This is a genomic window from Pseudoalteromonas sp. P1-25 (assembly GCF_001401805.1).
Classification (GTDB): domain Bacteria; phylum Pseudomonadota; class Gammaproteobacteria; order Enterobacterales; family Alteromonadaceae; genus Pseudoalteromonas.
In genome coordinates, this window is the sequence record NZ_LKDW01000018.1 from 66217 (window position 1) to 81005 (window position 14789).

General features: G+C 40.8%; 10 protein-coding genes. 4 read left to right on the plus strand and 6 right to left on the minus strand.

Annotated elements, in window-relative coordinates:
- Nucleotides 1–35 precede the first annotated feature (35 nt).
- The 3 genes from AN393_RS12305 to AN393_RS12315 all read right to left on the minus strand — a co-directional run bounded on the left by AN393_RS12305 (nucleotide 36) and on the right by AN393_RS12315 (nucleotide 4695).
- Nucleotides 36–977 carry a tetratricopeptide repeat protein gene (locus AN393_RS12305; protein ID WP_055018214.1) on the minus strand — a complete coding sequence of 314 codons (942 nt, stop codon included), beginning with the start codon at nucleotides 975–977 and terminating at the stop codon, nucleotides 36–38.
- A gap of 88 nt (nucleotides 978–1065) precedes the next feature.
- Nucleotides 1066–2466 carry a M20/M25/M40 family metallo-hydrolase gene (locus AN393_RS12310; RefSeq protein ID WP_055015900.1) on the minus strand — a complete coding sequence of 467 codons (1401 nt, stop codon included), beginning with the start codon at nucleotides 2464–2466 and terminating at the stop codon, nucleotides 1066–1068.
- A 150-nt stretch (nucleotides 2467–2616) separates the two neighbouring features.
- Nucleotides 2617–4695, minus strand: coding sequence for a TonB-dependent siderophore receptor (locus AN393_RS12315; RefSeq protein WP_055018215.1), 2079 nt, complete (start codon nucleotides 4693–4695; stop codon nucleotides 2617–2619).
- A 206-nt stretch (nucleotides 4696–4901) separates the two neighbouring features.
- On the opposite strand from AN393_RS12315, the gene dbpA reads away from it, so the two are divergent.
- Nucleotides 4902–6290 (plus strand): ATP-dependent RNA helicase DbpA, encoded by a 1389-nt coding sequence (dbpA, locus tag AN393_RS12320; RefSeq protein WP_055018216.1) that lies wholly within the window; start codon nucleotides 4902–4904, stop codon nucleotides 6288–6290.
- Here dbpA and AN393_RS12325 read toward each other — a convergent pair whose 3' ends face one another.
- Complete coding sequence (locus AN393_RS12325; RefSeq protein WP_055015903.1) at nucleotides 6291–6854, minus strand: DNA-J related domain-containing protein; 564 nt, start codon at nucleotides 6852–6854, stop codon at nucleotides 6291–6293.
- Nucleotides 6855–6929: 75 nt separating this feature from the next.
- Here AN393_RS12325 and AN393_RS12330 point away from each other — a divergent pair, with 75 nt between their 5' ends.
- Entirely contained in the window at nucleotides 6930–9746 is a 2817-nt protein-coding gene (locus AN393_RS12330; RefSeq protein WP_055018217.1) for a tetratricopeptide repeat protein, read from the plus strand.
- Between the two features lie 163 nt (nucleotides 9747–9909).
- Here AN393_RS12330 and rho read toward each other — a convergent pair whose 3' ends face one another.
- Nucleotides 9910–11169: a transcription termination factor Rho gene (gene rho / locus AN393_RS12335; RefSeq protein ID WP_055015905.1), complete on the minus strand. Its 1260-nt coding sequence runs from the start codon at nucleotides 11167–11169 to the stop codon at nucleotides 9910–9912.
- Between the two features lie 182 nt (nucleotides 11170–11351).
- Nucleotides 11352–11678: a thioredoxin TrxA gene (gene trxA, locus AN393_RS12340; protein ID WP_055015906.1), complete on the minus strand. Its 327-nt coding sequence runs from the start codon at nucleotides 11676–11678 to the stop codon at nucleotides 11352–11354.
- 91 nt (nucleotides 11679–11769) lie between these two features.
- Here trxA and rhlB point away from each other — a divergent pair, with 91 nt between their 5' ends.
- Both rhlB and gppA read left to right on the plus strand, forming a co-directional pair.
- Nucleotides 11770–13047, plus strand: a complete 1278-nt coding sequence (gene rhlB / locus AN393_RS12345) for an ATP-dependent RNA helicase RhlB (RefSeq protein ID WP_054983731.1) — start codon at nucleotides 11770–11772, stop codon at nucleotides 13045–13047.
- Nucleotides 13048–13091: 44 nt separating this feature from the next.
- Nucleotides 13092–14585, plus strand: a complete 1494-nt coding sequence (gene gppA, locus AN393_RS12350; RefSeq protein ID WP_055018218.1) for a guanosine-5'-triphosphate,3'-diphosphate diphosphatase — start codon at nucleotides 13092–13094, stop codon at nucleotides 14583–14585.
- Nucleotides 14586–14789 lie beyond the last annotated feature (204 nt).

Here is a 14789-nt window from a genome sequence, read left to right on the forward strand (position 1 = left end):
CAAGATTGAAAATGGCCAGTAAAACTGGCCATTTTTTATTTGCAGTTTGCTTTATCACACATTTCTTCTAATTCTATTTTCGCTTTACTATTACCTTGCGCTATTGCATGCTCGTACCAATGCTTTGCTGTTTTTATATTTTTAGTTACGCCTTGGCCATCTCGATACATTTGCGCAAGATTTAGCTGCCCCCATTGCGAGCCTGCATTTGCGGCAATAGTAAAACTCTCAAGCGCATCGCTATACTGTCCATTTTTAAAATACGTAATGCCTTGTTGGTTATTTTTGTCGAGCTTTAAACCTTTATATAGCGGCTTAGGCTTTGGCGGAAACATAACAAACCCACCATATAAACTATTTGCCGAGGGGCGCAGTACGTCGTAAATCACCCCGTCGTTGTAAAGTCTTTTTACTTCGCTACGAGGCAAAGTAATTTTGTCAGTTGAGAAGTAACCGTTTTGCACTAATAAGCTGGTACGCATTGCAGTCGTAATGCCGTTGTTACGCTTATAGCTGTAATTACTTACCTGAAAAGTTATAAACTGTTCGTCAAAACTTAAAACTTGCGCAACTTTTAAGTTAGTCAGTGTCCATGGCTCATGAGTAAATTTATCGGCGTGTACTAAATACGTGTCGTACGCTTTAGGATCTGTTAAGTAGCGTTGCTTTTGCGCTTGCGCTGCAGCGTGTTGTTGGTAAATAAACAGCCCCACCCATAACGCTAAAAATACCCCTATAAAGTATTTAGGAAGAGTGACAATTTCAAAAACAGGTAACTGCTTTAACTTTACAGGCGCATTATGGCCGCATTGATAGCATTCGTATTTATAGTTTAGCGCTAAAGGTATAACAGGAATAACCGTAAAGCGTAAAAAACGACTTTGGTTTATTAGATGGTAGGCGTGGCTATGGCAATTAGGGCAGCACTGCGTTTGTGCAAAATAAGGAAATGACTGACTCGTATTGAAAAGCAACATACCTACACACTCCTTGTTTTATTTATATAAAGGTAAAACAAGGAGTGCGTTTAGCAAAGCGACAAACTGTAAGTAAGTATGTCAGTTATTATTTTGTGTCTGCTTTAGGCTTAATAGTGGTTTTTGCATCGGCAGCCATTAACGCAAACACAGCGTACGCAGCGGTATTTTGGCGCAGTTTAGCAGGTGTTACTTTATCGAGCGTGTCATCAGCTGTGTGATGGTAATCAAAGTAATCTGTGCCATCTTGAGCTAACTCAAATATAGGTGCTGAGACCGCTTTTTTAAATGGAATTAAATCAGGCCCGCCGTTGGCTTGGTTTTTACCAATGTACTCAATGTTTAATGGCGCCAGTTCTTTTGCTATGGCACGTACTACTGGCAGTGAAGCTGCATCTACATTCGACTCAAAACCATATACTACATCGGCGCCAAAGTCCGACTCAGCAGCTGCCACTATATTGTGTAAATCGTTTTTATGTTGTGCAAAGTAAGCTTTTGCACCCCAAAGGCCAAGTTCTTCTGCTGCAAAAAGCACAACGCGAATACTGCGTTTAGGGCGTTTAACATCGCTAATGTGTTTGGCCGCTGCCATTGTTAGCGCAACACCTGCACCATCATCTAATGCGCCAGTGCCTAAATCCCATGAGTCTAGGTGGCCACCAATTAACACATATTGTTCTGGGTTTTCGGTGCCATTAAATTGGCCTATAACGTTATAGCTTGTGCCTTCTCCTAGGCTTTGTGTTTGTACATTTATATTAACTGTTACCTTTTTGTTTAAAGCCACTAAGCGCGCTATTTGATCGGCATCAGGGTTGGCAATGGTGACGTTGGGTATTTTTTTAACGCCTTCTTTATAGTGGCTGCCTCCTGTGTGAGCAAAACGGTGGTGAGCTGTACTCACTGAGCGCATCATGTAAGCAACCGCGCCTTTTTTCGCGGCCTCAACGGCACCTGTGCCACGTGCTTTTACAGCAGGGCCATAACCGTTGCCATCAATATGGCGATTCATTCGATAATTAATATAGGCAATCTTACCTTTTAAACTATTGGCTGGTGCTGCAATTAGCTCATCCAATGTTTCAAACAGTACAACCGGTGCGCTAATACCATCTTTAGGTGTGCTTACACTGTTACCTAGCGCAGTTAAATGCAGAGGTTGCTCACTTGGGGTGAGTATTTTTCCGCTTTCGCTGTAACGGCGCCAATTTGGAAAGGTTGCTTCTTCAAGCCATACTTTATCAAAACCCAATTCGTTAAATTTTGCTTTAGCCCACGCAACTGCTTTTTTATCGTTTTCAGTGCCGGGTAAGCGAGGACCCACTTCTGTTGTGAGTGATTCGAGTAGCTCGTAACTTAAAGGGCTTTTAAGCGCAGCACTGCGCACTTCATCAACCTGTTGTAATTGTTTAGCGGTGAATTCTGCACTTGTTGCATGAGCAGTTAAGCTGCTAGTTAGTAAAAGTGCTGTAATAATTTTTTTCATATCGAGTAAGCCTTTTTATAATTATGTGCATTAGAGCATTTTTTGAAGGCTTTAAAAAATAGATGAGATGAATGTAGTAGGGTTTTTAATAGGCATTAAAAAGCCCGCACAGTTATGATTGTGCGGGCTTTTTAAGTATAAGTTTATAACTTAAAAGCTAAATTGAGCTGCCAAGCGTACATTTGTGCCTTCGCCAACGGTTACGTTATTTAAACCACCGCCACCTAAGTAATCTTCATCAAGAAGGTTTTCAATGTTTAAACGAAGGTTTACATCGGTTTTGCTTACTTTAAGTTTGTAAGTTGCACCTACATCTACTCGTGTATAAGCATCTTTTACTACTGTGTTTGCGCTATCGGCAAAGCGCTCACCTTCATAAAATGCACCGGCATTAAACGCAATGGTGTCGTTCAACTCATAGCGTGTCCAAAGTGATGCAGACCATTTAGGGGCATCGGTAGGGCGTTTACCTTCAAGGTCTTCGTCACGCTCGTAGTTTGCATCTAGGTACATAGTTGATGCCATTACAAATAAGCGATCGGTAGCTGCACCCTGCGCGCTTAGCTCAAGTCCTTTGTGGCGTTGCTCGCCTACTTGGTTTGTTTCAGAGGTAAATTCGCCCACTGGCACTTCAAGTGCTTCGGTTACTAAGGTGCCTTTTTTGCTAATATCAAATACAGCACCGCTTAACATTAGGCGGTCATCAAATAGCTGCCATTTTACACCAATTTCTTTTTGCTCAGAGGTAACAGCATCAAGCTTCATACCGTTGTTGATGTCAGTTTCGCTTACTAATGTATCGCTTCCTTGTGGCTCAAAACCTTCTGAGTAGCTAGCATAAATAGTTGCAGAAGGGTTAGGGTGATAAAGCACACCTACTTTTGGTACGAATGACTCGTTATCTGCGCCTTCTCTATTTTGCTCATCGTAACGACCACCTAATGATACTTGCCATTGTGGCGAGAAAGTAATTAAGTCTTGAACGTAAATACCGTAGTAGTCGTATTCTGTTTCGCTAATAGTATCATCTGATTTATAGCTTACTGTTGGGCGGCTTGGCTCGTTTTGGCCTGCGGCAAAATCAAAATACTCTGCTGATGTACGGCGTTGCCCGTAATAGTAATCAAGCGAGTTTGCGCCAATTAAAAACTGGTGTTGTAAACTACCTGTCTTAAATTCGCCAACAAAATCAATGAACGCGGTTTTAAACTGCCAATCGTCAAATCGGTCGTAAGGGCGTGACTCATAGCTATCGCCTTCTACAAACGTACTTGGCTTACGAGGTGCAGACTCAAAACGCTGGCGCTCAAATGTTTGCTCGTTGTAACCAAGCTTAACTTGCCAGTGATCGTTTAAGTACACCTCAAAATCTACGCCTAAGTTTTCTACCGTTATGTCGGTAAACGCCCAAGACATATCGCGAATGGTTTTGTCATCGCCAATCACATTGGCGTTGTCATCTATCCATGCACCTGTATCTAGGCCTGCTTCGTCGTCTGTGCGGTCGTAATGTACGCGTACTAATGCGTTGTCACTTAAATCGTAATCAACAATGACAGCGCCTAAAAAACGGTCGCGTTCACGGTTTTCGCCGTTTTGATATTCGCGCCAGTAATCAACATCTTGTTTTACTAAAATACCGCGTGCACGTAAATCTTCAGCGTCGGTAAGTGCACCAGCTGCGTCTAGCATAAAGCGGGTAGAGCCGTGTTGGTCTACATCTGCGCTGGCGTTAAATAATGTAGTTGCGGTAGGCTTTTTTGTCACCATGTTAATCAAGCCACCTGGGCCTGATTGTCCGTATAAAATACTTGATGGACCTTTAATAACTTCTACTTGTTGTAGAATTTCAATCGGTTGCTGGTAGTGAGACCAATGTTGGTGTCCGTCGCGTAAGTAGCCTGTCGATGAGCTAAGTTCAAAGCCGCGTAAGTTAAATACTTCACGGTTACGCTGTTGAGAGCCGGCAGTTAAACTTGCATCGTTAGTAAGTACTTCGCCAAGGGTCGTTGCTAATTGCTCGCTAATGATTGTATCGCTAATAACAGTGACTGATTGCGCTGTTTCTAACAATGACGCTGATGTTCTCATTGCTCCGTTGGCGTTGTCGACTTTGTAGTCGTTAAAATAACTACCTTTAACTTCAATTCGCTCTAAGTCAGTAGGTGCGGCAAAGGCGCTTGTGCTAATGGCACCAACAAGTGCTACGTACAGTGAGTTTAGTTTCATCAATTACATCCAGTGTTAGGGTGTTAAAATTTTTCGAGGATCTTAATGAAAACTAGTATCATTTGCAACTTTTTTATTAACAAGGATTAACGCATCGTAAAATAATGCACATCGGGTATTAATGGTTGCCTAAGCTGAATTCTGCTATTATGGAGCTCATATTTTGGGGCTAAGCCCTGTGTTGTTTTATTATTTTGGAATTTATTGTGACTTCTACTGCATTTTCATCTTTGGCTTTACCTGCTGGTTTAGTTGATAATTTATCAACACTTGGCTACTCGCAAATGACGCCTGTACAAGCGCAAAGCCTGCCACCTGTACTTGAAGGTAAAGACATTATTGCACAGGCAAAAACCGGTTCAGGTAAAACTGCTGCTTTTAGTTTAGGTGTGTTAGCTAAATTAAATGTAAAACGTTTTCGTATTCAATCGCTTGTACTTTGTCCAACGCGCGAACTGGCCGAGCAAGTGGCAGTAGAAATGCGTAAACTTGCCCGTGGTATTCATAATATTAAAATATTAACGCTATGTGGTGGTGTATCAATTGGCCCACAAATAGGCTCGCTTGAGCATGGGGCACATATTATTGTGGGTACACCTGGGCGAGTGGACGATCATATTCGCAAAGGTACACTGCGTTTAGACGATGTTGAAACGTTAGTACTTGATGAAGCAGATCAAATGCTTGATATGGGCTTTCAAGATACCCTTGATGCAATTATTGAGTGTATACCGCAAAATCGTCAAACGTTGTTATTTAGTGCTACCTTTCCGCGTGCAATTGAAGCGATTGCAAAGCGCGTATTAAAAAATCCAGAAATGATAAAAGTAGAAGAAGAGCAAGAAAAAAGCACTATAAAACAATACTTTTACAAAATGGATAACAACAAAAAACGCTACTCAACGCTTAAATTGTTGCTACTTAAATTTACACCACAAAGCTGTGTTGTTTTTTGTAACACCAAGGTAGAAACACAACAAGTTTGTGATGATTTAGCAAGTGAAGGCTTTAGTGCCGTGGCGCTTCATGGTGACTTAGAGCAACGTGATCGCGAACGTACGTTAATTCATTTTGCTAATAAAAGCGCGTCAATATTAGTGGCAACCGATGTGGCTGCGCGTGGCTTAGATATTGACGACATGGACATGGTAATAAATTACCATTTAGCACATGACCCACAAACCCATGTGCACCGTGTAGGACGCACAGGCCGAGCGGGTAAAAAAGGCATTGCATGCTCTATTTACGGTGATGCTGAACAGTTTAAAGTGGCGCAAATTGGCGATCATTACGAACGCGACTTTTTGCCAGAACCAATGCCTGCCTTCAGCTTATTAGAAAAGCCGCCTTACAAGCCAGAAATGGTCACGCTAATGATTGATGCCGGCAAAAAGCAAAAAGTGCGCGCGGGTGATATTTTAGGTGCGCTTACTGGCAAAGAGGGGGTTGCAGGGCGCCAAGTCGGTAAAATAAATGTACTTGATAACGTTGCCTTTGTAGCGGTAGAGCGTAATGCATCAAAACCTGCACTGCGTAAATTAACCGAGGGCAATATTAAAGGGCGTAAAATTCGTGCCCGTCGCCTTACCCGTTAATTAGGCGTTTTGAGCAGCTAGCTTTAGCTGCTCATACTCGGCTCTTACTTGTCTAAATTTACATGCACTTCCAGTTTGCTTATCTGGATGATGTTTTAATGCCAATTGCCGCCAGCGCTTTTGTAGCATAGCTAAGTTAAAGTTTGGCGGTAATTGCCAAGCTTTAATTAATGGCTCAATATGCCCAACTGGATGCTTTATTAGTGGGTTAAATTGCTGCCAAAAACTATCTAATAATGCCTCAATGTCTTTGGCACTGGTGTCGTAGTTTTCCCAGTTTAAATAGTAATTTTTTAAATGGGATTGCATTGCTACATTGCTACTTGGCTCTGCAAGTTCAATATGTAATGACGATATAATTAAGTGCTTGGGTAATAGCTGTGTTTGCAGCTCAAATAACGCATTCATAATTAAAAAATTCTTTTTAAATAAATTTTGCTCAGGGTTAACATCTAAAGATGGTAACACCCCTTGTTGAGCAAGCGTTGCGGCTAAGGTATGAACTTTCCAAACTGGCTGAGTTAAAAGTAACTCAAAAATCTCATCAATCAGGGGGTTAAGCATTGTTTGCGCTCGTTTTGTTGTGTATCTTCAATAAAGATTACACTGACTAAAGCTAAAGTTTGAAGGAATAATATTATGCTAGGCAAATTGAAGTGCCTTTTATTTGTTTTATGTTGTGTGTTCATACTGCCTAGCTTTGCTCAAAATAGTGTATCTTTATTTGATGAATTTAAAAAAGAGCAGCAGTGGGACGTAAAACTCACGCTCGGTAATGCACTGCTTGAAGCAAAAAATATAACAGAATCTCAAAAGGTCAGTGTGTATTCTGAACTTGCCGATTTAGCCTTCTCCTCAGATGATTTTGAAAATGCTCTGTTGTACTTTAAAAAATTAGAACAGCACACCTCCTCAAGTTACTTGCCAGATATGCATTTTAGAGCCATTAAAATGCAAGGTGTTGTGTTTTATTTTCAGGGGTATTTTCAGCAAGCTATTGTTGAATATAGCCGCGCCATGGTAATTGTTGAAAAAAACAATAAGCAAGTAGAGCTTGCAAACCTGCTTAGTAACATTGGTTTAGCTTACTTTGAAATGAATAATATGGAGCTGACGCTCGAATATTATTTAAAAGCAAAAGAGATTTATGAAAAAAAGGGCAGTGCGCAAGACCAAGCTGACATTTTGCTAAATATAGCAGGGGTGTACATTAGATTGTCGCGTTATGAAAGCGCCATTTTATTTTATAAAGAAGTACTTAAAGTATATCAAAAACTAGGTGATACCAGCGGTATAGCACAAGTTAACAATAATTTAGGCGTTGCTTACTACGAAAGTTCACAATTTGACTTAGCACTGCACTATTATCAGATGGCGTTACGTTACTATATTTCTACCAATGATTATAATAAGTTATCTACCCAATATACTAATTTAGCAAATATCAATTTAATTCTTAATAACGTGGATGTTGCTTACGAGCAGGCTAGATTGGGGGTACAAAATGCCCTTGAAATTGCGAATCACAGTTTAGAGCTTAACGCCTTACATGCACTAGCTAAAATACAATTTGTGAGAGGAGAGCTTGCTGATTCGCAAAAAAGCTTAGATAAAGCCACCGATTTGGCCACACAATATAATAGTGTGCGTATAAAGCGCGATGCTTTTGGCACGCGTTCGCTTTTAGAGGCTAGCAAAGGCAACTACGCTGAGGCATTAACGCTGCACGAAAAGTTTGTAGCAGAGCAGCGTGGTATAAACAGCGAAACAATCACCAGTGCTTTAGCAGTATTACAAAACCAATTTAAAGCCACTCAGTTAAACCAAGAAATTCAGAAGCTCAAGCAAGAACGAAAAGTACAGAAGTTAAAAATGAGCCAGCGCTCGCAGCTCACAGTTTTTATTTTTGTTTTATTATTTTTAGTGATTGTTACGGGCACCGCGCTTTATCGTCGGGGCGCCGAAAAGCGTGCCAAGCAGTTATTAAAGGAGCAAGTTGCGCAGCGTACGGCAGAGCTGCAAGCTATAGCTCAGGAGCTACGAGAAGCTAATGATGTTAAAAGCCAGTTTTTGGCAAATATTAGCCATGAAATTAGAACCCCGCTTACCGCTATTTTAGGCCAAACAGATGATTTAATTAATGGTTTGTACGAGCCTGAAAACCTACAAGATGAATTAAAAATAATTCAGCGACATAGTGATCATTTAAAAAGTTTAATTAATGATGTGCTTGATTTAAGCAAAATAGAAGCAAACAGATTAGAGCTTAATATTTCGTGCTTTGACATAGTGCAGCTAGTTAGCGATGTACATGCCATGTTTATTTCGCAGGCTAAAGCGAAGCATTTGCAAATTCGTTTTGATAACCATGTAGGTAATGCGTTTTATACCAAACTCGATTTAATGCGGGTAAAGCAAATACTCATCAATTTATGCGCTAACGCTGTTAAGTTTACTCAGGCTGGGCAGGTAGTTGTGTCTTTGAACAAAACTGAGCAAGGGCTTGTTTTTATAGTTAAAGACACCGGTATTGGTATGAATTCATCGCAGCTAAAACAAATATTTGAATGCTTTAGCCAAGCCGATAACAGTATTAGCCGTCGCTTTGGTGGCACTGGGTTGGGGCTTAGTTTGTCTCAACAGCTGGCCTCTATGATGGGAGGGTACATTAGCGTTCAAAGTGAGTTTAAACGCGGGAGCCAGTTTTCGCTGTTTTTACCTTGTGTAGAGGTTGAAAAAGAGCGAGATGAGTACGAACATGTAACCTCGTCTAAACAGGTTAAGCAGTTAACTGGTCGTGTAGTACTGGCTGAGGATCACCCCGACAACCGTAGACTCATAAGTCGTTATTTACGTTCTATGGGGCTTGAGGTTATAGCGGTAGAAAATGGTGAGCAAGCGGTTGAGAAGTGCCTTCAAATATACCCAGATTTAGTGCTACTGGATATACAAATGCCTATTATGGATGGCCGTGCTGCATTTTCATTATTGCAAAAGTGCGGCTTTCAAGCGCCTATTTTTGCTTTAACTGCCAATGCAATGAGTCATGAAGTCGATGATTATCTTGCGCTAGGCTTTACAGGGTATTTAGGTAAGCCGTTAGATAAAAACGCTTTTTATAACACGCTTGCTAAACATTTGGATGAAGCTGCTAAACAAGAGCCACCATATACAGCTCAGATAGATATGAGCGACTTAGTAACAAGTTTTAAGCAAAGCTTCACGTTTGAAAGCGAAACCATAAATCAGCATTATAGTAGTAATGACTTAGAGGCATTACAAAAAGACAGCCATCGCATTTTAGGGGCAGCGCAAATGTTTGCGTTAGACGATATTGCCAAGGCCGCTAAAAATCTCGATATGGCTTTACTCAATAAACAAAGCCAAAGTAAAGAACACATTCAAAAGCTTGTAGATGAATTACAGCGCGTACTTAAAAAATATAACGAAAGTTAATTATTCTAATCGTGTTAAGCTATTAGACATTTATAGCGACAGATAAGCTCAGTTAATACTTTATTTAGCATGCTAGAAAGGCTAAATATCTAAGTTGATTGGTATTGTCGTTTAAATATAAAAAAAGCGCCCTAGGCGCTTTTTTTATATAACGAAAACGCGCTTATTGGCGTTTCATCGAATCGAAGAATTCATCGTTCGTTTTGCTCATAGAAAGCTTATCAATTAAGAATTCCATAGCATCAATCTCTGACATTTCATGAACAATCTTGCGTAAAATCCATAGCTTTTGTAGCTCATCTGGTTTAGTAAGTAGTTCTTCACGACGCGTACCTGAGCGGTTAAAGTCGATGGCAGGGAATACACGCTTTTCAGCAATCTTACGGTTTAAGTGTAGTTCCATGTTACCGGTACCTTTAAACTCTTCGTAGATAACTTCATCCATTTTTGAGCCCGTGTCGATAAGTGCTGTAGCTATAATCGTTAAGCTACCGCCTTCTTCAACATTACGTGCAGCACCAAAGAAGCGCTTAGGCTTGTGCAGTGCATTAGCATCAACACCACCGGTAAGTACTTTACCTGATGAAGGGATAACTGTGTTGTAAGCACGTGCTAAACGGGTGATTGAATCCAATAAGATAACCACATCTTTTTTGTGCTCAACCAAACGTTTTGCTTTTTCAATCACCATTTCTGCAACTTGTACATGGCGAGAAGCTGGCTCATCAAACGTTGATGCAATAACCTCACCTTTAACAAGGCGTTGCATCTCGGTTACTTCCTCCGGACGCTCATCAATAAGTAAAACCATTAATGTAACATCTGGGTGATTGTGAGTAATTGATTGTGCAATGTTTTGCAGTAGCATTGTTTTACCCGCTTTAGGCGGTGCTACTAACAAACCACGTTGGCCACGGCCAATTGGTGATGCTAAATCAAGTACACGAGCGGTAATGTCTTCTTTACTGCCGTTACCGCGTTCCATACGAAAACGTTCGTTTGCATGTAGTGGGGTAAGGTTTTCAAAAAGGATTTTAGTGCGAGAGTTTTCAGGTTTATCAAAGTTAACTTCGTTTACTTTTAGTAAAGCAAAGTAACGTTCGCCGTCTTTAGGTGGGCGAATAAGACCTGAAATAGAATCGCCAGTACGCATGCTGAAACGGCGAATTTGGCTTGGAGATACATAAATATCATCTGGGCCAGCTAAGTAAGAGGCTTCTGATGATCTTAAAAAACCAAAACCATCTTGTAAAATCTCTAGTACACCGCCGCCGTAGATGTTCTCTCCGCCTTTGGCATGTGCTTTAAGAATGGCAAAAATGATATCTTGCTTTCTTAAGCGGGCTACGTTTTCGAGCCCCATGGACTCAGCTAAGTTTACAAGTTCTTTTATAGACTTGTCTTTTAATTCGCGTAAATGCATATTGGTGGGTTCTTTATTACAATTGTCATACTCAAAATCGCTTTGATAGTTGAGTGAGGTTTGTTGAATATAACTAAGGATTAGTTGGCTTTATAAACTAGCAGTTCACTGGCACAGCGTCCAGTCTTTATACAAAATAAACACAAAAAAAGGGCAAAAAAGCCCTTTTTTTTCATTTTTACTTAGATATTGTTTTCTAAGAACTCAATAAGTTGAGTTTTAGAAAGCGCACCAACTTTCGTTGCAGCTACTTGGCCATCTTTAAAAAGAAGTAGTGTAGGGATACCACGAATACCAAACTTAGGTGGTGTGCCTGCGTTTTGGTCAATGTTTAACTTAGCAACTGTTACACGGCTATCATATTCATCAGCCACTTCATTAAGGATAGGGGCGATCATTTTACACGGTCCGCACCACTCAGCCCAAAAATCTACTAGTACAGGCTTGTCTGATTGTAATACGTCAGCTTCAAAGCTATCGTCAGTAATTTGGATTATTTTCTCGCTCATTGCGCTCTCCGATTTAGTTAGGCGAAATATTTAGTGCGTATTTAAACACTCTTGTTTCTTATTGCAAGTTTAAACGTTATGCTTAAACGCTATGACTAAGACACATTTGACCGATAAAAAGTTTTCAGACTTTGCTATCGCACCGGAAGTGGTTGCCGGTTTAACCGAAAGTGGGTTTGAGTATTGCACACCCATTCAAGCAAAATGCCTACCTTTTATTTGTGACGGTCGCGATATCGCGGGCCAAGCACAAACGGGTACGGGCAAAACGTTGGCGTTTTTAACTGCCACGTGCCATCGGTTATTACAATCTAGCAAAGCACCTAGTAAACATCCAAGAGCCCTGATCATGGCCCCGACTCGGGAGCTTGCGATTCAGATACACAAAGATGCTAAAATTTTAGCGCCGCACTGTAATCTTAACTTAGGTTTAGTATATGGTGGCGAAGATTACGAAAAACAACGTGCACAATTAGAAAAAGGCGTTGATATTTTAATTGGTACTACAGGTCGACTAATCGATTTGTACAAGCAAGGCTGTTACACCCTTAACGAAATTGAGGTAGTTGTGCTTGATGAAGCCGATCGTATGTTCGATTTAGGCTTTATAAAAGATATTCGTTACATGTTCCGCCGTATGCCAGATACAGCAGATAGACTCAATTTATTATTTTCTGCCACGCTTTCTTATCGCGTGCAGGAGCTTGCCTTTGAACATATGACTAACCCTGAACACGTTCAAATCGAGCCAGACGTAAAAACAGGCAAGCGCATTAAAGAAGAGCTATTTCATCCTTCTCAAGAGGATAAAATTAAGCTGCTATTAACTTTAATTGAGGAAGAATGGCCGGATAAGGCCATCGTATTTGCCAATACCAAACACAGTTGTGAGACAGTATATGCCTGGTTAAAAGCCGATGGTCACCGTGTAGGTATGCTTACTGGTGATGTAAACCAGAAAAAACGCCAATCTATATTAGCGCAATTCACCAAAGGTGAATTAGACTTTTTAGTGGCAACTGATGTCGCAGCACGTGGGCTACATATCCCTGAGGTAAGTCATGTATTTAACTTTGACCTACCGGATGATTGTGAAGATTACGTTCACCGCATTGGTCGTACTGGTCGTGCCGGCGCATCAGGTCATGCAATTAGCTTTGCATGTGAACAGTATGCTTATAACTTACATGAAATAGAAGAGTATATAGAGCACAGCATTCCTTTATCACATTATGATAAAACTGCATTGCTAGATGATTTAACAAAGCCTACTATTCAAAGAAAGCGCAACTATTCTACAGGTCCACGTAATCGTAGTAATAATAACGGACGTCGCCCGAATAATAGTTACCAAAAAGGACGGTCGTAACTTGGCCGTTACTGTACGTAGTAGTAACTAGAGGTTTTTGAACGGTGGGGCAATTTAAACCGCAAAAAAATGTGTATGCAGTCATTGATTTAGGCTCAAATAGCTTTCATATGCTAATTGCTAAATCAATTGCTGGCGGCCTACAAACTATAGGCCGCGTTAAACGCAAAGTAAGATTAGCAGCAGGGCTTGATAGCGAAAATGTATTAAGCTCTGAGGCAATGCAGCGAGGTTGGGAGTGCCTTGCACTTTTTGCTGAGCGCCTACAGGACATTCCAAAACAAAATATCACCATAGTAGCAACTGCAACACTTCGACTTGCAACGAATGCCGATGTTTTCAAGGCGCATGCTGAGAAGATACTAGGCCATACGATAAATGTAATTAGTGGTGAGCTAGAAGCACGCACCATTTATAAAGGTGTAGCACACACCTCATCGTGTACTGGCAAACAACTTGTCATTGATATTGGTGGGGCAAGTACCGAAGTCGTTATAGGTAAAGGTTTTGAGGCACTGCACTATAAAAGCTTAAATATGGGATGTGTCACATACTTAGAGCGTTACTTTAAAGACTGTCAACTAAGTGAAGCAAACTTCAATGCCGCCATTAAAGCTGCCCATGAAGTGATTGACGAAATTGCGCCAGAGTATAAACAAGCAGGTTGGCAAATAGCATCAGGTGCCTCTGGTACGGTGCAAGCGATTCAAGAAATCATGGTCGCGCAGGACTTAGATGATCTACTTACATTAGAAAAGCTAAATAAAATAAAACAGCAATCGATAGCCTACAGTACGATTGCTGCACTTGACCTGCCTGGGTTAAGTGAAGAGCGCAGGTTAGTTTTTGTGTCGGGCCTTGCTATCTTAATAGCGTTATTTGAATCACTTGAAATTGAAAAAATGGGTTTGGCTGGCGGTGCACTTCGCGAAGGTGTACTTTACAGTATGGTACCTGAGCTTCATAACAACGATATCCGTAAACGTACAGTGGATGGGTTTATGGACCGGTATCATGTTGATCAAAAGCAAGCGAATCGAGTATCGAGCTTAGTTATTCAACTGGCAGAGCAGGTAGGTGAAAGCTGGCCGCTTGTTAGTGAAAATGCCTTGCCGCTTTTAAAAGCCGCAGCGCAACTTCACGAAATTGGTTTATTGATAGAGTATAAGCAATACCATAAGCACACAGCCTACATTATAGAAAATACCGATATGCCTGGTTTTTCACAATCCGAACATAAAGTGATTGCTGCAGTTGCAAGCGCACATCGTTCTGATATCCAAAAAGGTAGCTTCAACGTTCTAGGTGCGCATAGTACGCTTACCCAATACTTAGTTAGGCTACTAAGAATCGCCGTAATATTATCGATGCGCCGACAAGATGACGTACTTCCTAGAATAGAGTTATCTGTAGAAAAAGACACATTAGACTTAAAGTTTGCCAATAACTGGTTAAAAGAACACCCGCTTATGGCTAGTGAGCTACAACAAGAGTCAAAACTGCAAAGTAAACTCGGTTGGAAACTCATCGTAAACTAATATAAAAGGCCTGTAAGGGCCTTTTTAGTGTTTAAAGTAACCACTTTGCTTTAATTTCACGCGAACAGTCATTTATTTTAAGTTTTCTTCAAAAAAGGGTTGATCTGTTTTCGGATCTCCCTATAATGCGACCCCACTGAGACGGCAGAGCGCAACGCATAGCGATGAACGAGCTAATCAGTGAGTCGAGTAAAACTTCGTTTT

Excerpts from the sequence above, each read along its gene's own strand:
- AN393_RS12305 (WP_055018214.1), bottom strand. The coding sequence starts at position 977 with ATGTTGCTTTTCAATACGAGTCAGTCATTTCCTTATTTTGCACAAACG.
- AN393_RS12315 (WP_055018215.1), bottom strand. The coding sequence starts at position 4,695 with ATGAAACTAAACTCACTGTACGTAGCACTTGTTGGTGCCATTAGCACA.
- rhlB (WP_054983731.1), top strand. The coding sequence starts at position 11,770 with ATGACTAAGACACATTTGACCGATAAAAAGTTTTCAGACTTTGCTATC.
- rho (WP_055015905.1), bottom strand. The coding sequence starts at position 11,169 with ATGCATTTACGCGAATTAAAAGACAAGTCTATAAAAGAACTTGTAAAC.
- AN393_RS12330 (WP_055018217.1), top strand. The coding sequence starts at position 6,930 with ATGCTAGGCAAATTGAAGTGCCTTTTATTTGTTTTATGTTGTGTGTTC.
- trxA (WP_055015906.1), bottom strand. The coding sequence starts at position 11,678 with ATGAGCGAGAAAATAATCCAAATTACTGACGATAGCTTTGAAGCTGAC.
- AN393_RS12325 (WP_055015903.1), bottom strand. The coding sequence starts at position 6,854 with ATGCTTAACCCCCTGATTGATGAGATTTTTGAGTTACTTTTAACTCAG.
- AN393_RS12310 (WP_055015900.1), bottom strand. The coding sequence starts at position 2,466 with ATGAAAAAAATTATTACAGCACTTTTACTAACTAGCAGCTTAACTGCT.